Genomic DNA, 14690 nt, shown 5'->3' on the forward strand with positions numbered 1-14690 from the left:
GGGCGTGGCAGCATGGCGTCATGCGTCTGACCGTGCTGGGTTGTTCGGGGAGTTTGTCGGGTCCCGACTCGCCCGCGTCGGGGTACCTGTTGACGGTGCCCGGTTGCCAGCCGGTGGTGATGGACTTCGGTCCCGGCGTCCTCGGATCACTGCTGCAGCACGCCGATCCGAATGATGTCGCCATCGCGCTCAGTCACCTGCACGCCGATCACTGTCTGGATCTCCCGGGCCTGTTGGTCTGGCGCCGTTACAGCCCGGTGCCGGCGGTGGGGCGCGGCACGCTGATCGGACCGCCCGGAACCGCAGACCGGATCGGGGCGGCGTCGTCGGAGTATGCGGGCGAGCTCGACGACATCACGGACACGTTCGGTGTCAGCTCCTGGATCGATGGCGGTGAGATCGAACTCGGTGGGATGAAGTTCTTCTCCCGTCTGGTCAATCACCCGCCGGCAACGTTCGGATTCCGGGTGACCGGTCCGGAAGGTCAGGTGCTCACCTACAGCGGCGACACCGGGGTGTGCGACGAACTCATCGAACTCGCCGAGGGAGCCGACGTGTTCCTGTGTGAGGCGTCGTGGACCCACGACCCGGTGAACCGGCCACCGAATCTGCATCTGTCCGGTCGGGAGGCGGGGGAGGCGGCGGCCAAGGCCGGCGTCAAGAGCCTGCTGTTGACCCATCTGCCGCCGTGGACATGGCCCGAAGAAGTGCTCGCGGAGGCCAGAGTCGCCTACGACGGTCCGATTCGGGTGGTCCGCCGCGGTGACGTGATCAACATCGCCTGACGCCCACCCGCATACTGCTGCCGGGGCGACTCGATAGGGTGGGCCCTGTGAGTAGACGTGCAGATGGCCGAACCGATGACGAACTGCGGAAGGTGACCATCACCCGTGGTTTCACCAATCACCCCGCCGGATCAGTACTTGTGGAATTCGGGGATACGCGGGTGATGTGCACCGCCAGCGTCACCGAAGGTGTGCCGCGCTGGCGCCGCGGATCCGGACTCGGCTGGCTGACCGCCGAGTACGCGATGTTGCCTGCGGCCACCCACGATCGTTCCGACCGTGAATCGGTCAAGGGCAAGGTCGGCGGACGGACGCAGGAGATCAGCCGTCTCATCGGCCGGTCGCTGCGGGCCTGCATCGACCTCGCCGCGCTGGGGGAGAACACCATCGCACTCGACTGCGACGTGCTGCAGGCCGATGGCGGTACCCGAACCGCCGCGATCACCGGCGCCTACGTGGCTCTGTCCGATGCGGTGACCTACCTGAACGCGGCCGGGAAACTGGCTGATCCGCAACCGATCTCATGCGGCATCGCAGCGGTCAGCGTCGGTGTCGTCGACGGCCGCGTGCGGCTCGACCTGCCGTACGAAGAGGATTCGCGTGCCGAGGTCGACATGAACGTGGTCGCCACGGACACCGGGACGCTGGTCGAGATCCAGGGCACCGGCGAGGGCGCGACGTTCCCGCGGTCCACACTCGACCGGTTGCTGGATTCGGCGATGGCCGGCATCGAGCAGCTGTTCGTGGTGCAGCGCGAGGCGTTGGCACTGCCGTATCCGGGCCGGCTTCCCGAGCCCGAGATCACCGGAAAACGTAAGGCTTTCGGCAGCTGATGAACCAAATCCTGGTCGCCAGCCGCAACAAGAAGAAGCTCGCCGAACTGCGTCGTGTCGTCGAGCAGGCAGGCATCGAGGGCTTGCAGGTCGTCGGGCTCGACGAGGTGCCACCGTTCGACGAGGCCCCCGAGACCGGGGCCACGTTCGAGGAGAACGCACTGGCCAAGGCCCGCGACGCGTTCGCGGCCACCGGGTTGCCGAGTGTTGCAGACGATTCCGGTCTCGAGGTCGACGCCCTGAACGGGATGCCCGGCGTGCTCTCGGCGCGCTGGGCTGGCCGTCACGGCGACGACATCGCCAACCTGGAGTTGCTGCTCAATCAGCTCGGAGACGTCCCCGAGGATCGTCGCGGCGCGGGATTCGTATCGGCGTGCGCGCTGGTCACCGCGGACTCCGAAGTGGTGGTCCGGGGTCAGTGGCGGGGGCGGATCATCGCAGAACCGGTCGGCGACAACGGTTTCGGATACGACCCCGTGTTCGTGCCGGACGAGGAAGCGGAGACCGGGCGCAGTGCGGCGCAGCTCTCACCGGCCGAGAAGGACGCCCTGAGTCATCGCGGCCGAGCCCTCGCCCAGCTGGTGCCTGCACTGCAGGCCCTGGCTTCGAACTAGTTCCCCCGGGACCGGGCCCGGGTTCGGATCAGATACCGAACTGGGCCCGGATCTCCTGGGTGCGCTTGTGTTCCACCCAGAACGACAGGAACGGGATGGTTCCGGCGAGCAGCGTATAGATCGCCTTGCCGATCGGCCAGCGGACCTTGATGCCCAGGTCGATCGCCATGATCAGGTAGATGAAGTAGACCCAGCCGTGCACGAAGGGCACGAAGTCGAGGGTGTGGTCGTCGAAGCCGTAGAGCATGATCATCTCGGCGACCAGCAGAAGCAGCCACAGACCGGTGATCCATGCCATCACCCGGTACCGCAGCAGTGCGCCCTTGACCTTGTTCGGCGGCGTCGTCGTGGTCACCGTGGTGGTCGATTCGGCGGGGGTCTGGCTCACTGATTGCTCCGTTGCGGGTTGTCGGCTTGGTATTTGTCTGCGGGGTATTCGTCAGCGGGGTGATCGTCGGTGCCGGGGGAAGCGGTGGCGCGACGGGCGGCGGCGTCGTTGAGTTCGGCCAGCAGACGGTTGTACTCGGCGATCTGGGCGCCGTCGTCGGTGCCGTCCGCGACCAGCGGCGTCGGTGCTGCATTCGGTCGGGGCGGGAGGATCCCTTCCGGGATCTCCGTCACGCCGTGGGTGTTGTTGAGCTTGTCGACCTCTTCGGGATCGGACTCGAGGACGACGAACTTGCGGTAGGCGTAGACACAGAACGCCGCGAACGCCGGCCATTGGAGGGCGTACCCCAGGTTCTGGCCCGTCCCACCGGTCGATTCGAACTGCTGCCACTGCCACCACGCCAGGCCCAGGCAGGTGGCGGCCGCCACCACAACCAGCGCTATGAGTGCTGGTCGGTGCCTTCGTTTGTTCGATGCCATGTCTTGACGGTACCTAAGTGATTCAAGTCGCAGGTCAGCCGGTACTCTGTCTCGTGCACGCGCGAGTGGCGGAATTGGCAGACGCGCTGGATTTAGGTTCCAGTGTCTACGGACGTGGGGGTTCAAGTCCCCCCTCGCGCACCACCCGATCGATGATGTTGTCTTCCCGCCCCTGTCAGGGGAAGGTGCCGTTCGGCCACGCCCAGCAAATGGCGGGCGGCGTCTCCGCATCCGCATCAACGTCTGCAGGCATCGCCGCCCTGCCGTGGTTGAGAGTACCAGGGATTCGAACGTATGATCGAACCGTGAAGGTGGCAGATATAGGCGGTGACGGTGGACAACCGCGGGGCGCGGCGTTCATCCCGGTCGGGCATGTCGCTGTGTCGATCGATCTGGTGACGCTCTATGCCTATCAGCCGCACCACTCCGGCATCTATCACCCCGAGGGGCTGCAATTCCGCCGCAAGACGGTGGGAGTGCTCACCGAATGGGGGATGACGGAGTGGGGTGAATGGTTCGGCAAGGTGACCTACACGATCCCGGCGCGGGGACGCGAGGAGAAGGTGACCCATTGGGTGCCGGGTTGGGCACTGCGCCCGGTCGGTGAGCCCGAACGCAAGTGATCGCCGACGGTCATCGGTCGCCGCGGTGGCACCACGAGGCATCCGGGTGGATCCTGGAAAGACCATGTCTGCGAACCTCACGGCCTCCGGCCGGCGGTCGGCACGAGCTGCCGTTGCGGTCTGGTTGATCACTGTTCAAGTCGTGCTGACGGCCTCGGCCGGCGCGTTGTTCTGTGGGGTCGGCGGCGCGACGGTGGAACCCGCTGACACCCGACTGCCGTCGCAGTCGTCGAGCGAGGACTCGGTGAACGCGGCCGCCGCCGCTGCCGAGAACGCCGCTGCCGCCGCAGGCGGGATCGAGTTGGAGGCGGCGATCCTCGACCCGAGCACCGGTGCATTGGCCCTCGGTGGCCGCAGCGCCCCGCCCATGCTTTCGGCCTCGCTCTCGAAACTGGTTGTGGTGGTGGACATCATCGACCGGCGGCGCGATGGGAGTGTGATGGTCGGTGGCGCCGACCTCGATCTGATCCGCCGAGTCCTCGGACCCAGCGACGACTCTGCGATGACCGACCTGTGGGCCCGCTTCGACGGGCCGGGTGCCGTCGACCGGGTGGGCCCGCGGGTCGGATTCAGCGGGACGGTCGCACCGGCAGATTCGACGGACTGGGGCGAGATGACGATCACCGCGGCAGACATCGCGCGCCTCTACCGGCACGTACTGGGCATGCCGGAGCCCGACCGGGACCTGATCCTCGATTCACTCGCTGCGGCACCGGCCGTCGCAGCCGATGGTTTTGTCCAGTACTTCGGTCTGCTCGCTGCGTGGCCCCCGGGCCGGGCCGTCGCGAAACAGGGCTGGATGTGTTGCTGGGGTCAAACCGGATACCTGCACAGCGCGGGCCTCGTCGAGGGGGACGGGGACGGACGATTCGTTGTTGCCCTGCTCAGTCGGCAACTGTACGAACAGGATTGGCAACCGGCGCGCGACCGGCTGACGTCCGTGGCGGCTGCTGTCAACGATGCGCTCGGCACCCCCTGAGCACAGGAAAGGGAGACCATCCGAGGATGGTCTCCCTTTCTGGGTGGGTGCCGTTCGACTCTGCCCGCCTACTTCGTGTAGAGACCCTCGATCACGGCGGTGTGTGAATCGTGGATCACGTTGCGCTTGAGCTTGAGGGTCGGCGTGAGTTCGCCCGTTTCGATGGTGAAGTCGGTCTCGATGATCCGGTACTTCTTGATCGCCTCGGCCTTGGACACCAGCGCGTTTGCCGCGGCGATGGCCTCATCGACATCGGCCAGAATGTCCTTGTGCTCCAGCAGGTCCGAGATCGCTGTGTCGGCCGGCAGGTCGTGGCGTTCGAGCCAACCCGGGAGTGCCTCGGGATCAAGGGTGATCAGGGCGGCGATGAACGGCTTGTTGTCACCGACCACGAGTGCCTGGCTCACCAGGGGATGGGCTCGGACCGCATCTTCCATCTGGGCCGGCGAGACGTTCTTGCCGCCGGCGGTGACGATCAGTTCCTTCTTGCGGCCCGTGATCGACAGGAAGCCGTCATCGAGTGATCCGATGTCCCCGGTGTGGAACCAGCCATCCTTGATGGCCTCTTTGGTGGCCTGCTCGTTCTTCCAGTAACCACCGAAGACCACCGGTCCCTTGAGCAGGACCTCGCCGTCGTCGGCGATCGCGACGGACTGGCCATGGACCGGACGTCCGACGGTTCCGATGCGTTGGGCGCCTTCGGCGTTGACGGTGACGGCGGCGGTGGTCTCACTGAGGCCGTAGCCCTCGTAGATCGGGACGCCGATGCCGCGGAAGAAGTGACCCAGACGTGCGCCCAGGGCCGCGCCACCCGAGACTGCGCTGTCGCACCTGCCGCCCAGCGCCGCGCGCAGCTTCGAGTAGACCAACACGTCGAACAGCTTGTGCTTGACCTTGAGGACCAGGCCGGGACCGCCGGCCTCCAGTGCCTTCGAGTACTCGATGGCGGTATCGGTTGCCGCGGCGAAGATCTTGCCCTTGCCGCCGTCCTCGGCCTTTTGCTTGGCCCCGTTGTAGACCTTTTCGAAGACCCGGGGGACCGAGAGCAGGTAGCTGGGCTTGAAGGCGGCCAGTTCGTCCATGAGGGTGGGGGACACCGTCGTGTGGCCGAGTTGCACCAGGTGCACGACCGAGGCCACCGAGATGACCCGCGCGAAGATGTGCGCCAGTGGAAGGAACAGCAGCGTGGAGCTGCCCTCGGACATCAGATCCCCGAGGGTGACCCGGACGGCGTGGCATTCGTGGATGAAGTTGGCGTGTGTGAGCGCCACACCTTTTGGCTTGCCGGTGGTTCCGGAGGTGTAGACGAGGGTCGCGACGTCGGCCGCCAGGGTGTTGGCGTGGCGTTGTTCGAGTTCGTCGTCGCCGATCGCAGCTCCGCGCTTGACCAGTTCATCGATCGCGCCTTCCTCGATGACGAGGGTTTCCTTCAGCTCGGCCAGGTCGGTGAGCACCGGCGAGTGTTGCGATTTCTGTTCCGCCGTCTCGAGGATCAGCACCGATGTCCCGGAGTTCTCGACGATGTATTGAACCTGCGAGGGCGACGAGGTCTCGTAGATCGCGACGGTGGTGCCACCGGCCCGCCAGACGGCGTAGTCGATGACGGTCCACTCGTAGCGGGTGGCCGAGAGGATGGAGACCCGGTCACCCGGACCGACGCCCGAGGCGATGAAACCCTTGGCGACCTTGTCGACCAGATCGGCGAATTCCTTGGTGGTCACGTCGTACCAGGAACCGTCCGCTGCGCGGCGCTTGAAGAGAGTTTTTGTGGGCGACTCGGCGCGGTGCTTCAGCATCGAATCGACGATGGACGCCTTCTCGGGAACAACGAAGTCCGAGGGGACGGTGATCTCTTGCACGTGGGCCTCCAGTGGAAACGAGTGGCGGACGATGGGTGACCGACCAATTCGGACACTCTAACTGTGGGCCAGGTTACCTTTTCTTATTACTCGCGAGTAGGGGGCTGGTCGTGTAAGCGCGTCGCGTCCTCACCATGCGGCTCACGAATAACGGATTCAAGCTGATCACGGCTACAGTGGATAGCGATGACAGACAGTATTGGTGCGGCCCCCACGAGTGATATTGCCGCCGAAAATGAAGAAACCGTGACCTTCGCAGATCTCGGGATGGATCCCCGCGTGTTGCAGGCGCTCACGGACGTGGGTTACGAAACCCCCTCGCCGATCCAGGCAGCGACAATTCCGCCGCTCCTCGAGGGCCGGGATGTGGTTGGTCTTGCACAGACCGGTACGGGTAAGACGGCCGCCTTCGCGGTGCCGATTCTCTCGGGTATCGATCCGAGCGCACGCAAGCCCAAGGCGCTGATCCTCGCACCGACGCGTGAACTCGCGTTGCAGGTCGCCGAGGCCTTCGGCCGTTACTCGGTGCATCTGCCCGGAGTGAAGGTGCTGCCGATCTACGGCGGCCAGAGCTACACCGTGCAGTTGTCCGGTCTGCGCCGCGGCGCCCAGATCGTGGTGGGCACCCCCGGTCGCGTGATCGATCACCTCGACAAGGGCACCCTCGACATCTCCGAGCTCGACTACCTCGTCCTCGACGAGGCGGACGAGATGCTCAACATGGGTTTCGCCGAGGACGTCGAGCGCATCCTGCGTGACACCCCTGACTCCAAGCAGGTGGCACTGTTCTCCGCCACCATGCCGAAGACCATCGGGCGCTTGTCGCAGAAGTACCTGAAGAACCCGGTCGAGATCACGATGAAGGCCAAGACCGCGACTGCGTCGAACATCACGCAGCGCTATCTGCAGGTCTCTCATCAGCGCAAACTCGACGCACTGACCCGTGTACTCGAGGTCGAGACGTTCGACGCGATGATCGTGTTCGTCCGTACCAAGCAGGCCACCGAGGATCTCGCCGAACGGCTGCGTTCGCGTGGCTTCTCGGCGGCCGCGATCAACGGTGACATCGCCCAGGCGCAGCGCGAGCGGACGATCGCGCAGCTCAAGAACGGTCAGGTCGACATCCTGGTCGCCACCGACGTCGCCGCCCGCGGGCTCGACGTCGAGCGGATCTCGCACGTCCTCAACTACGACATCCCGCACGACACCGAGGCCTACGTGCACCGGATCGGCCGTACCGGCCGCGCCGGTCGTTCGGGCAACGCGCTGCTCTTCGTGTCGCCGCGGGAGCGTCACCTGCTCCGCGCGATCGAGAAGGCCACGCGTCAGCCGCTCGAAGAAATCGGTCTGCCCAGCGTCGACGACGTCAACGCACAGCGGGTGACGAAATTCGGCGAGTCGATCACCGCGAATCTGGGATCGGAGAACCTCGATCTCTTCCGCAAACTGATCGAGAATTACGCCAGCGAGAACGACGTCACGATGGCCGACATCGCGGCCGCGCTGGCACTGGAGACGCGGGACGGTGGATTCCTGCTCTCACCCGATCCGCCGGCGAGCGAGCGCAAGGACCGTGACCGCAAGGAACGCTCTGAGCGTTCCGGTGGCGACGGTGACTTTGCGACGTACCGGCTGGCTGTCGGACGGCAGAACAACGTCACCCCGGGTGCCATCGTGGGCGCGATCGCCAACGAGGGCGGTCTGTCCCGTGGCGATTTCGGTCACATCAGCATCCGCGCCGACCACTCGCTGGTCGAGCTGCCCCGCAATCTCGACCGCGAGACGTTGTCGCGTTTGCGGAGTACGCGTATCGCCGGTGTGCCCATCGGAATCAAGAAGGACGAGGGTTCGCCCCGCGGCCGCTCGCAGGGCGGTTCGAAGAGCTATGGCAACAAGTCGTTCAGCCGCGATCGGCGGGGTACGCAGAAGGTTGCCGGCCGGGGTCGTCCCTAGCGGAGTTAGCAGAACTGGTTCCTATTGCTCGATAGCATGTCCGTGTTGGGGAAGTGTTCGACAAAATGAGATCTTCCCGTAACAATGCTGGTTGGCCTCACGATCTAACCAGTGGCGCATGTATCTCGAGCAATAGGGAACGGTGATGACTTCAGTGGTGACGGCGGATCCGATTTCGGCAGCTGAGGCTGTCGAGCACCGTGATCGCGGAACGGCGATCGTGGTCGACATGCGACCACAGGTCGTGCGGCATCAGGGCAGTCTGCCCGGGGCCGTGGTGGTAGAGCCCGGTGAGTTGGAGGATGCCTTCGACCCGGGCTCGAGCCGTCGGATCCCGGTGATCGACAGTCTCGACACCGAGATCGATGTCGTATCGGTGAAATCACAATCAGCTCGGATCGCCGAGAAGATCGCGTCCCTGGGGTATACGAACGTTCATTACGTGGTCGGCGGGTACCGCGCGTTGCGCGCGGCCATCGCGCCCAAATGACGACAGGCCGTTAAAGACACGCGCTGTGAACCGAGACGCTCCAGCGGGTAGCGTTCAGGGTGATAAATAGTGTCAACCTGAGGCTTAACTCGAGGACGTGATGACCGATTCGGTGTCCGGCGACGACCGGCGTGGCAGGGTTCTGCGGTTGTTGCAGTTCCTGCATGAACTGATCCGCGCAAAATCGTCGGTCATTCGTGACGTGAGCGACCACGCCGGCGTGGTCTGGATCGGTGACGGCTATGACATCCCGATCAACCGGGATGCCGCCGTCGGCCAGGTCATCGCCGAGCTGTCGCGTGAGAATCCCGCACAGAACACCGCGTATGACCTTCTCGCGCAGGCGATCGACGAGTTGGCCGAGCGCCCTGAGTCACTCGAACTCGTACTCGCCTCGGGACTGCTCACCTACGGCGACCCGGTTGCGGTCCGCGAGCACCTCGTGACCCAGCCGGTCATTGCCGACCACGACCACGCCGCGGGCACGATCACCGTCAAGCTCGCCGGTGGTACCCAGCCGGTACTGCATGCCGGACATCTGCTGACCGGCTTCGACGGGTTCGATCTGACCGTGTCGGCCGAACTGTCCGGCCAGCTCGCCACCACGCGCTCGCCGGTGGCGGACTCCATCGAGAAGTTCTTCACCAAGTGGCGCCGGGCCGTCGCCGACGACCCGGCCTCGGTCACGGTCGATCTCGAGCCCGCTCTGGTGCTCCGTCGACGTGGTTCGGCGCCGTTGCTCGACTATTACGAAGAAATGATCGTGGCTCTGCGCGACGAGTCGCACGAGATCCCGATCGGTCTGGCCCAGCTCGTGGAGGCGGTCGAGGCGGACGAACGTATTCGGCGTCTGCGTGACAGTGGGGCGATGTCGGCCGAAGAACTCGTCGAGGACGCGCTGTATCCGTTGCCGTCCAACGTCGAGCAGCGCGACATCCTGGCCCAGCTCGGTCTCGACAGCGGTGTGGTGGTGGAGGGTCCGCCCGGAACCGGTAAGACCCACACGATCGCCAACCTGATGACTGCGCTGCTGGCCAAGGGGCAGCGGGTGCTGGTCGTCTCCGAAAAGGCGCAGGCCCTGCACGTGCTGCGGGAGAAGCTGCCCGTCGAAGTACAGCAACTGGCGGTGTCGATCACCGATGTCACCAAGGACGGGTCGCAGTCGCTGATCGACAGCGTGGAGGCAATTGCCAACCGCAAGGGGAGTTTTCAGTCCCGCGTGGCGACGAGCGAGATCAAGAATCTGCGGTCCAAGCGTGACCAGGCCCGGTCGAAGCGGGAGCAGATCCTGCGCGACATCTGGCAGCTGCGCGAGTCCGAGACCGAGAAGCACGAGTGGGTCGCAGCCGACTACAGCGGCACCGCTGCGGGCATCGTCCGGCAGTGCAATGAGGTTGCCGCGCAGCATGACTGGCTACCAGGACCGCTTCACAGTCCGTTGCCGCCGCTGGAGCGCGAAGAGTTGGACCGGTTGCTCGAACTGCTGGGCCGTCGCACCGACCGCTGGGCGAGTCGGATCGGCCAGCATCTGCCCGACCTCGACCTCGTGCTGCCCGGGACGGTCGAACTCGAGTCGATCTGTAACCGGGTTCGCAATAGACCCACCGAGCAGATGGTCGGCAGCGGTTCGCTGCTGGCGATCTTGGCCGATGTCGACAGTGCGCGGTTGCTGCGGGTCAAGGCAAGGTGTGATCGGCTCGGCGCCGCCGTGCGCGAAGTCCGCACGTTCCCACCACATCTGCAGCAGATGGCCGACCGGTTGCTCTCGGGTGAGGCCTCGTACCTGTGGACCCGGGTCACCGCGTTGTCTTCGGTGATCGACGACGCCACAGAACGGGACACCCGGATCGGGACCCATACGGTCGAGGGGCATGGTGCCGCACCCGGCGACGCGGTCGTCTACGAGAAGGCGGCGCAGTACCTCGAGTCCGGTGGCCAGTGGCGGGGGCGTTTCCGCAAGGCCCCGGAGCAGAAGGCAGTCGAAGAACTCGGTGCCACCTACACCGTCGACGGTCGCGAACCCACAGATGCCGCGTCGCTACGCATGGTCGCCGATCATCTCGGCGTGATCGACGCGGTCTCCCGCGTCCAGGCGATCCTTGCCGAGGTGGGTGTGCCGATGGACACCTCCGGGACGCGGTCGGTCCAGCTCGGTCGGTTGGTCCGCCTCGACGGACAACTGGCCTGGGTCTCCGAATTGCTCACCGGCCGTGATCAGTTGGTCCGTGAACTCAATGCGATCAGCCCCGGTGGCCCGCGGCCGAAGAGCATCGACGAGGTCGAAGAGGTGGCTCGGCAGGCCGGTGCAATCGCCGCGGCCAACGACGGTGTCCTGGCCCGCCGCGAACTCGACGACATCGCCCGTGCGTTGTCGGCCGAGGTCGAGAAGGGTCCGTCACCCGAAGGCGACGCGCTTCTGGCCGCAGTGCGGGCAGCGGACGCCGATGCGGTTCTGGAGGCCCGCCGGGCCTGGCACAGCGCCCGCATCGAACTCGAAAACCAGGGCGCGCTCGATCTGCTGGAGTTGAGGCTGAAAGCGAAGGCTCCGGCGCTGGTCAAGCTCCTGGTCGAAACCGCCGAGGATCCGGTGTGGGAAGACCGACTCGAGGACCTCGACGCGGCCTGGTCGTGGCGACGTGCCTATCAGTGGGCCCAGGAACGCAGCGATCCCGACCGCGAGAGGCGTCTGGAGGCCGACCTCGACGAGGTCGAGGCCGACATCACGCACTTCACCTCCCGGCTGGCCGCCGCATGTGCCTGGCGGGAATGCCTGGAGCACATGACCGTCAGTCAGGTGCAGGCTCTGCAGTCCTATCGTGACCACATCACCAACATCGGTAAGGGCTCGGGCAAACATGCCGAGCGCTTCCGGCTGGCAGCACGTTCGGCGATGGCACAGGCGCAGACCGCGGTGCCGGCGTGGATCATGCCGATCGCGCAGGTTCTCAGTTCGGTTGCACCCGTCCAGAACTCCTTCGACGTGGTCATCGTCGACGAGGCCAGCCAGGCGGACATCTCTAGCCTGTTCCTGCTGTGGCTGGCGCCGCGGGTGATCGTCGTCGGCGACGATCGGCAGTGCGCGCCAGGTGGTTTCGGTGGCTCGGGGATGGAAGAGGTGTTCGCCAAGCTCGACACCTACCTGCCCGACATCCCGCAATACATGCGCGACAGCCTCACCCCACGGTCGAGCCTGTTCTCGATGCTGCGGACGAGGTTCGGTCATGTGGTGCGGTTGCGTGAACATTTCCGGTCGATGCCGGAGATCATCGAGTTCTCCAGCCGGCAGTTCTACCCGGACGCACCGCTGATCCCGGTGCGCCAGTTCGGTGCCGACCGGTTGCCGCCGTTGCGCACCCGTTACGTCGAGAACGCCCGGAGCACCGGCTCGAACTCGTCGCTGGTCAATGCCGACGAGGCCGCCGCGCTGGTCCGCGTGCTGACCGAGTGCCTGCAGGATCCGCGCTACGACGGGATGTCCTTCGGGGTGGTGGTGCTGCAGGGGCAGCGGCAGGTCGATCTGCTGACCCAGCTGTTACGGGAGGCCGTGGATCCGCAGGTGTGGCGTGACCGCAACCTCCGGGTCGGCACGCCGCCGGACTTCCAGGGCGACGAACGCCATGTGGTGTTCTTGTCGATGGTGGTCTGCCCGGACACCAATGTGAACGTCTTGCGGCGCAGCGAGTCCCAGCGACGTATCAACGTTGCGGCATCTCGCGCGATGGAGCAGCTGTGGCTGGTCCATTCCGTGCAGCCCGACGATCTCAAAGACAACGACCTGCGCTATTCACTGCTGACATACATGCAGAAGACCGAGGGCGCAGTGGTGGAACCGATGCCGACCGGCGTCACCCCGACCTCACGTACCGAACCGTTCGATTCACTGTTCGAGCAGCAGATCTTCGTCGACCTGGTCGACCGCGGGTTCTATGTGAATCCGAAAGTGGTGGTGAACAATCGGGTTGTCGATCTGGTCGTCACCGGCAGCGACGCCAGGCTGGCAGTGGAATGCGACGGAGACGAGTTCACCAGTACACCCGAACAGGCCCGCGCCGACATGGAGCGCGAGCGCGAACTCCGGCGGTGCGGCTGGAGGTTCTGGCGGGTGCGGGAATCGGAGTATCTGCTCAATCCGGAGCACGCCCTGGACGGTCTGTGGGATGAACTCGAAAAACGTGGTGTGCAACCCAACTCGGTGGGGGCGGACCTGGCCGGCGGCCCGGTCGACGACCCATGGCAGCCGGTGGCACTGACCGGCGGCGACTAGGGGGAGACCTCCCGGAGCAGTGCCGGGAGGCCCAGGCCTGCGGTGGTCTGCATGAAGTGGGTCACCGACGAACTCAAAGGTGTTGGCTCCGGGTTGATCTCGATGACCGGTATGCCGACCGCGAGTGCTCGCTCGGGCAGCGAGGCAGCCGGGTAGACCAGTCCCGATGTGCCCACGACGATCATCAGGTCGCATCCGACGGCGGCAGCGGCCGCGCGATCCCAGGCGTCGGTGGGCAGTGCCTCGCCGAACCACACCACCCCGGGGCGTACCTCCGAGAGGCATTGCGGGCACGAGGGAGGCTCGATACGTGGTGTGTCGGTTGCCATATCCGGATCGGCGTCGACACCGGAGTAGGGCAGATCGCAATTCGAGCACCGGGGTTCGAACAGACTGCCGTGAAGATGTGCGATGACATCGCTGCCGGCGCGCTCGTGGAGATCGTCGACGTTCTGGGTGATCACCGAGACGGCGCGGCGGCGGGCCCACTCGGCCAGCGCCACATGTCCCGGATTGGGAGTGGTGGAGCGCACCAGTTTGGCGCGCCACTGGTACCAGGCCCAGACCATCGCGGAGTCGCGTGACCAGGCATCGGGTGTGGCCAGTTCGGTAGGGTCGAAGCGTTCCCACAGACCGCTCTGGCTGTCGCGGAAGGTCGGCACGTTGCTCTCCGCGGACATTCCGGCACCCGAGCAGACGGTCACCCGGTCCGCGCTGTAGACGAGTTCGGCGATCGCGGGGTCGATGGTGGGTTCAGTCATCGGTGGCCGAGTTCTCCAGTTGTGCGCGCAGGATCGCGGCGGTTGCGGGCAGGTCGGGGTCACGCCGGGTCAAGAGTCCCTTTGCCAGGGTCAGTTTGTCGCCGTGATGGCGTGGGACCACGTGTAGATGCGAATGGAACACGGATTGAAATGCCGCCCGGCCGTCGTTGACCAGTAGGTTGACCCCGTCGGCGGCGATCGAGGAAGCGCGCAGTGCGGCGGCGACCGCCTGGCCCGCGACAAAGAGCTTGCCACCCGATTCCGGGCTCAGTTCGGCGAGGTCGGCGGCGTGTTTCTTCGGGATCAGCAGGGTGTGGCCGGGCCGGACCGGGTGGATATCGAGGAATCCCAGCACATCGGCATCCTCATAGACGATGTGGGCGGGCGAGGAACCGTCGGCGATGGCACAGAATATGCACTCCGTCATGCGCTCACCCTAGTGGCAGTGCGCGATGACGCGGCCGGCGACCAAATTAATTGTCACGGTTCGGTAACAACTTTCAGGGCTCGAACCGGGCCGGCCGGGTGGTCGTTCGGGCGGTGTGAGCTGGCTTTATTCGGCCGCTGGATGTGCACCGTGCATCTCCCGCGTGGTTACCGGTGAGGTTACCGATGGGTATACCCGCGGGTCACTTGCAAACATGAGGAAAACCTCATTTTTG

The 14690-nt window shown here is 65.4% G+C and carries 13 protein-coding genes and 1 tRNA gene; 9 read left to right on the plus strand and 5 right to left on the minus strand.

Annotated features, from left to right (window positions below; genetic code table 11):
• Positions 1-20 precede the first annotated feature (20 nt).
• The 3 genes from AC51GT_RS04480 to rdgB are packed head-to-tail and all read left to right on the plus strand — an operon-like array spanning position 21 to position 2232.
• A complete protein-coding gene (locus AC51GT_RS04480; protein WP_496325431.1) occupies positions 21-785 on the plus strand; it encodes a cyclic nucleotide-degrading phosphodiesterase in 765 nt (254 codons plus the stop codon).
• Between the two features lie 47 nt (positions 786-832).
• Positions 833-1618, plus strand: coding sequence for a ribonuclease PH (gene rph, locus AC51GT_RS04485; protein WP_496325430.1), 786 nt, complete (start codon positions 833-835; stop codon positions 1616-1618).
• On the plus strand, positions 1618-2232 hold the full coding sequence (gene rdgB, locus AC51GT_RS04490; protein ID WP_496328028.1) for an RdgB/HAM1 family non-canonical purine NTP pyrophosphatase: 615 nt from the start codon (positions 1618-1620) through the stop codon (positions 2230-2232). The genes rph and rdgB overlap by 1 nt, the downstream gene beginning before the upstream one ends.
• A gap of 28 nt (positions 2233-2260) precedes the next feature.
• Here the strand turns inward: rdgB and AC51GT_RS04495 are convergent, their stop codons facing one another.
• Together AC51GT_RS04495 and AC51GT_RS04500 are read right to left on the minus strand one after the other, a co-directional pair.
• A complete protein-coding gene (locus tag AC51GT_RS04495) occupies positions 2261-2620 on the minus strand; it encodes a DUF3817 domain-containing protein (protein WP_496325428.1) in 360 nt (119 codons plus the stop codon).
• On the minus strand, positions 2617-3099 hold the full coding sequence (locus AC51GT_RS04500; RefSeq protein ID WP_496328029.1) for a transcriptional regulator: 483 nt from the start codon (positions 3097-3099) through the stop codon (positions 2617-2619). The genes AC51GT_RS04495 and AC51GT_RS04500 overlap by 4 nt, the downstream gene beginning before the upstream one ends.
• Positions 3100-3158: 59 nt before the next feature.
• On the opposite strand from AC51GT_RS04500, the gene AC51GT_RS04505 reads away from it, so the two are divergent.
• From AC51GT_RS04505 to AC51GT_RS04515, 3 genes are all read left to right on the plus strand, one after another.
• Positions 3159-3243 (plus strand) — tRNA-Leu (locus AC51GT_RS04505).
• Between the two features lie 167 nt (positions 3244-3410).
• A complete protein-coding gene (locus AC51GT_RS04510) occupies positions 3411-3722 on the plus strand; it encodes a hypothetical protein (protein WP_496328470.1) in 312 nt (103 codons plus the stop codon).
• A gap of 64 nt (positions 3723-3786) precedes the next feature.
• Positions 3787-4701 carry a hypothetical protein gene (locus AC51GT_RS04515; protein WP_496328030.1) on the plus strand — a complete coding sequence of 305 codons (915 nt, stop codon included), beginning with the start codon at positions 3787-3789 and terminating at the stop codon, positions 4699-4701.
• Positions 4702-4769: 68 nt separating this feature from the next.
• Here the strand turns inward: AC51GT_RS04515 and AC51GT_RS04520 are convergent, their stop codons facing one another.
• Positions 4770-6560 carry an AMP-dependent synthetase/ligase gene (locus AC51GT_RS04520; RefSeq protein WP_496328031.1) on the minus strand — a complete coding sequence of 597 codons (1791 nt, stop codon included), beginning with the start codon at positions 6558-6560 and terminating at the stop codon, positions 4770-4772.
• Between the two features lie 267 nt (positions 6561-6827).
• Here AC51GT_RS04520 and AC51GT_RS04525 point away from each other — a divergent pair, with 267 nt between their 5' ends.
• The 3 genes from AC51GT_RS04525 (at position 6828) to AC51GT_RS04535 (ending at position 13267) form a co-directional block, all read left to right on the plus strand.
• Positions 6828-8513, plus strand: a complete 1686-nt coding sequence (locus tag AC51GT_RS04525; protein WP_496325473.1) for a DEAD/DEAH box helicase — start codon at positions 6828-6830, stop codon at positions 8511-8513.
• Positions 8514-8658: 145 nt separating this feature from the next.
• Positions 8659-9003 carry a rhodanese-like domain-containing protein gene (locus tag AC51GT_RS04530; RefSeq protein WP_496328032.1) on the plus strand — a complete coding sequence of 115 codons (345 nt, stop codon included), beginning with the start codon at positions 8659-8661 and terminating at the stop codon, positions 9001-9003.
• A 100-nt stretch (positions 9004-9103) separates the two neighbouring features.
• Entirely contained in the window at positions 9104-13267 is a 4164-nt protein-coding gene (locus AC51GT_RS04535; RefSeq protein ID WP_496328033.1) for a PDDEXK-like endonuclease domain-containing protein, read from the plus strand.
• Here the strand turns inward: AC51GT_RS04535 and AC51GT_RS04540 are convergent.
• Together AC51GT_RS04540 and AC51GT_RS04545 are read right to left on the minus strand one after the other, a co-directional pair.
• The gene (locus AC51GT_RS04540; RefSeq protein ID WP_496328034.1) at positions 13264-14028 is read right to left on the minus strand and encodes an SIR2 family NAD-dependent protein deacylase; all 765 of its coding nucleotides are present in this window, start codon (positions 14026-14028) and stop codon (positions 13264-13266) included. The two genes, AC51GT_RS04535 and AC51GT_RS04540, sit on opposite strands and share 4 nt — an antisense overlap.
• Positions 14021-14455 (minus strand): HIT family protein, encoded by a 435-nt coding sequence (locus AC51GT_RS04545; protein ID WP_496328035.1) that lies wholly within the window; start codon positions 14453-14455, stop codon positions 14021-14023. The genes AC51GT_RS04540 and AC51GT_RS04545 overlap by 8 nt, the downstream gene beginning before the upstream one ends.
• Positions 14456-14690: the final 235 nt, after the last annotated feature.

The sequence above is a fragment of the Williamsia sp. z34 genome (genome assembly GCF_059553395.1).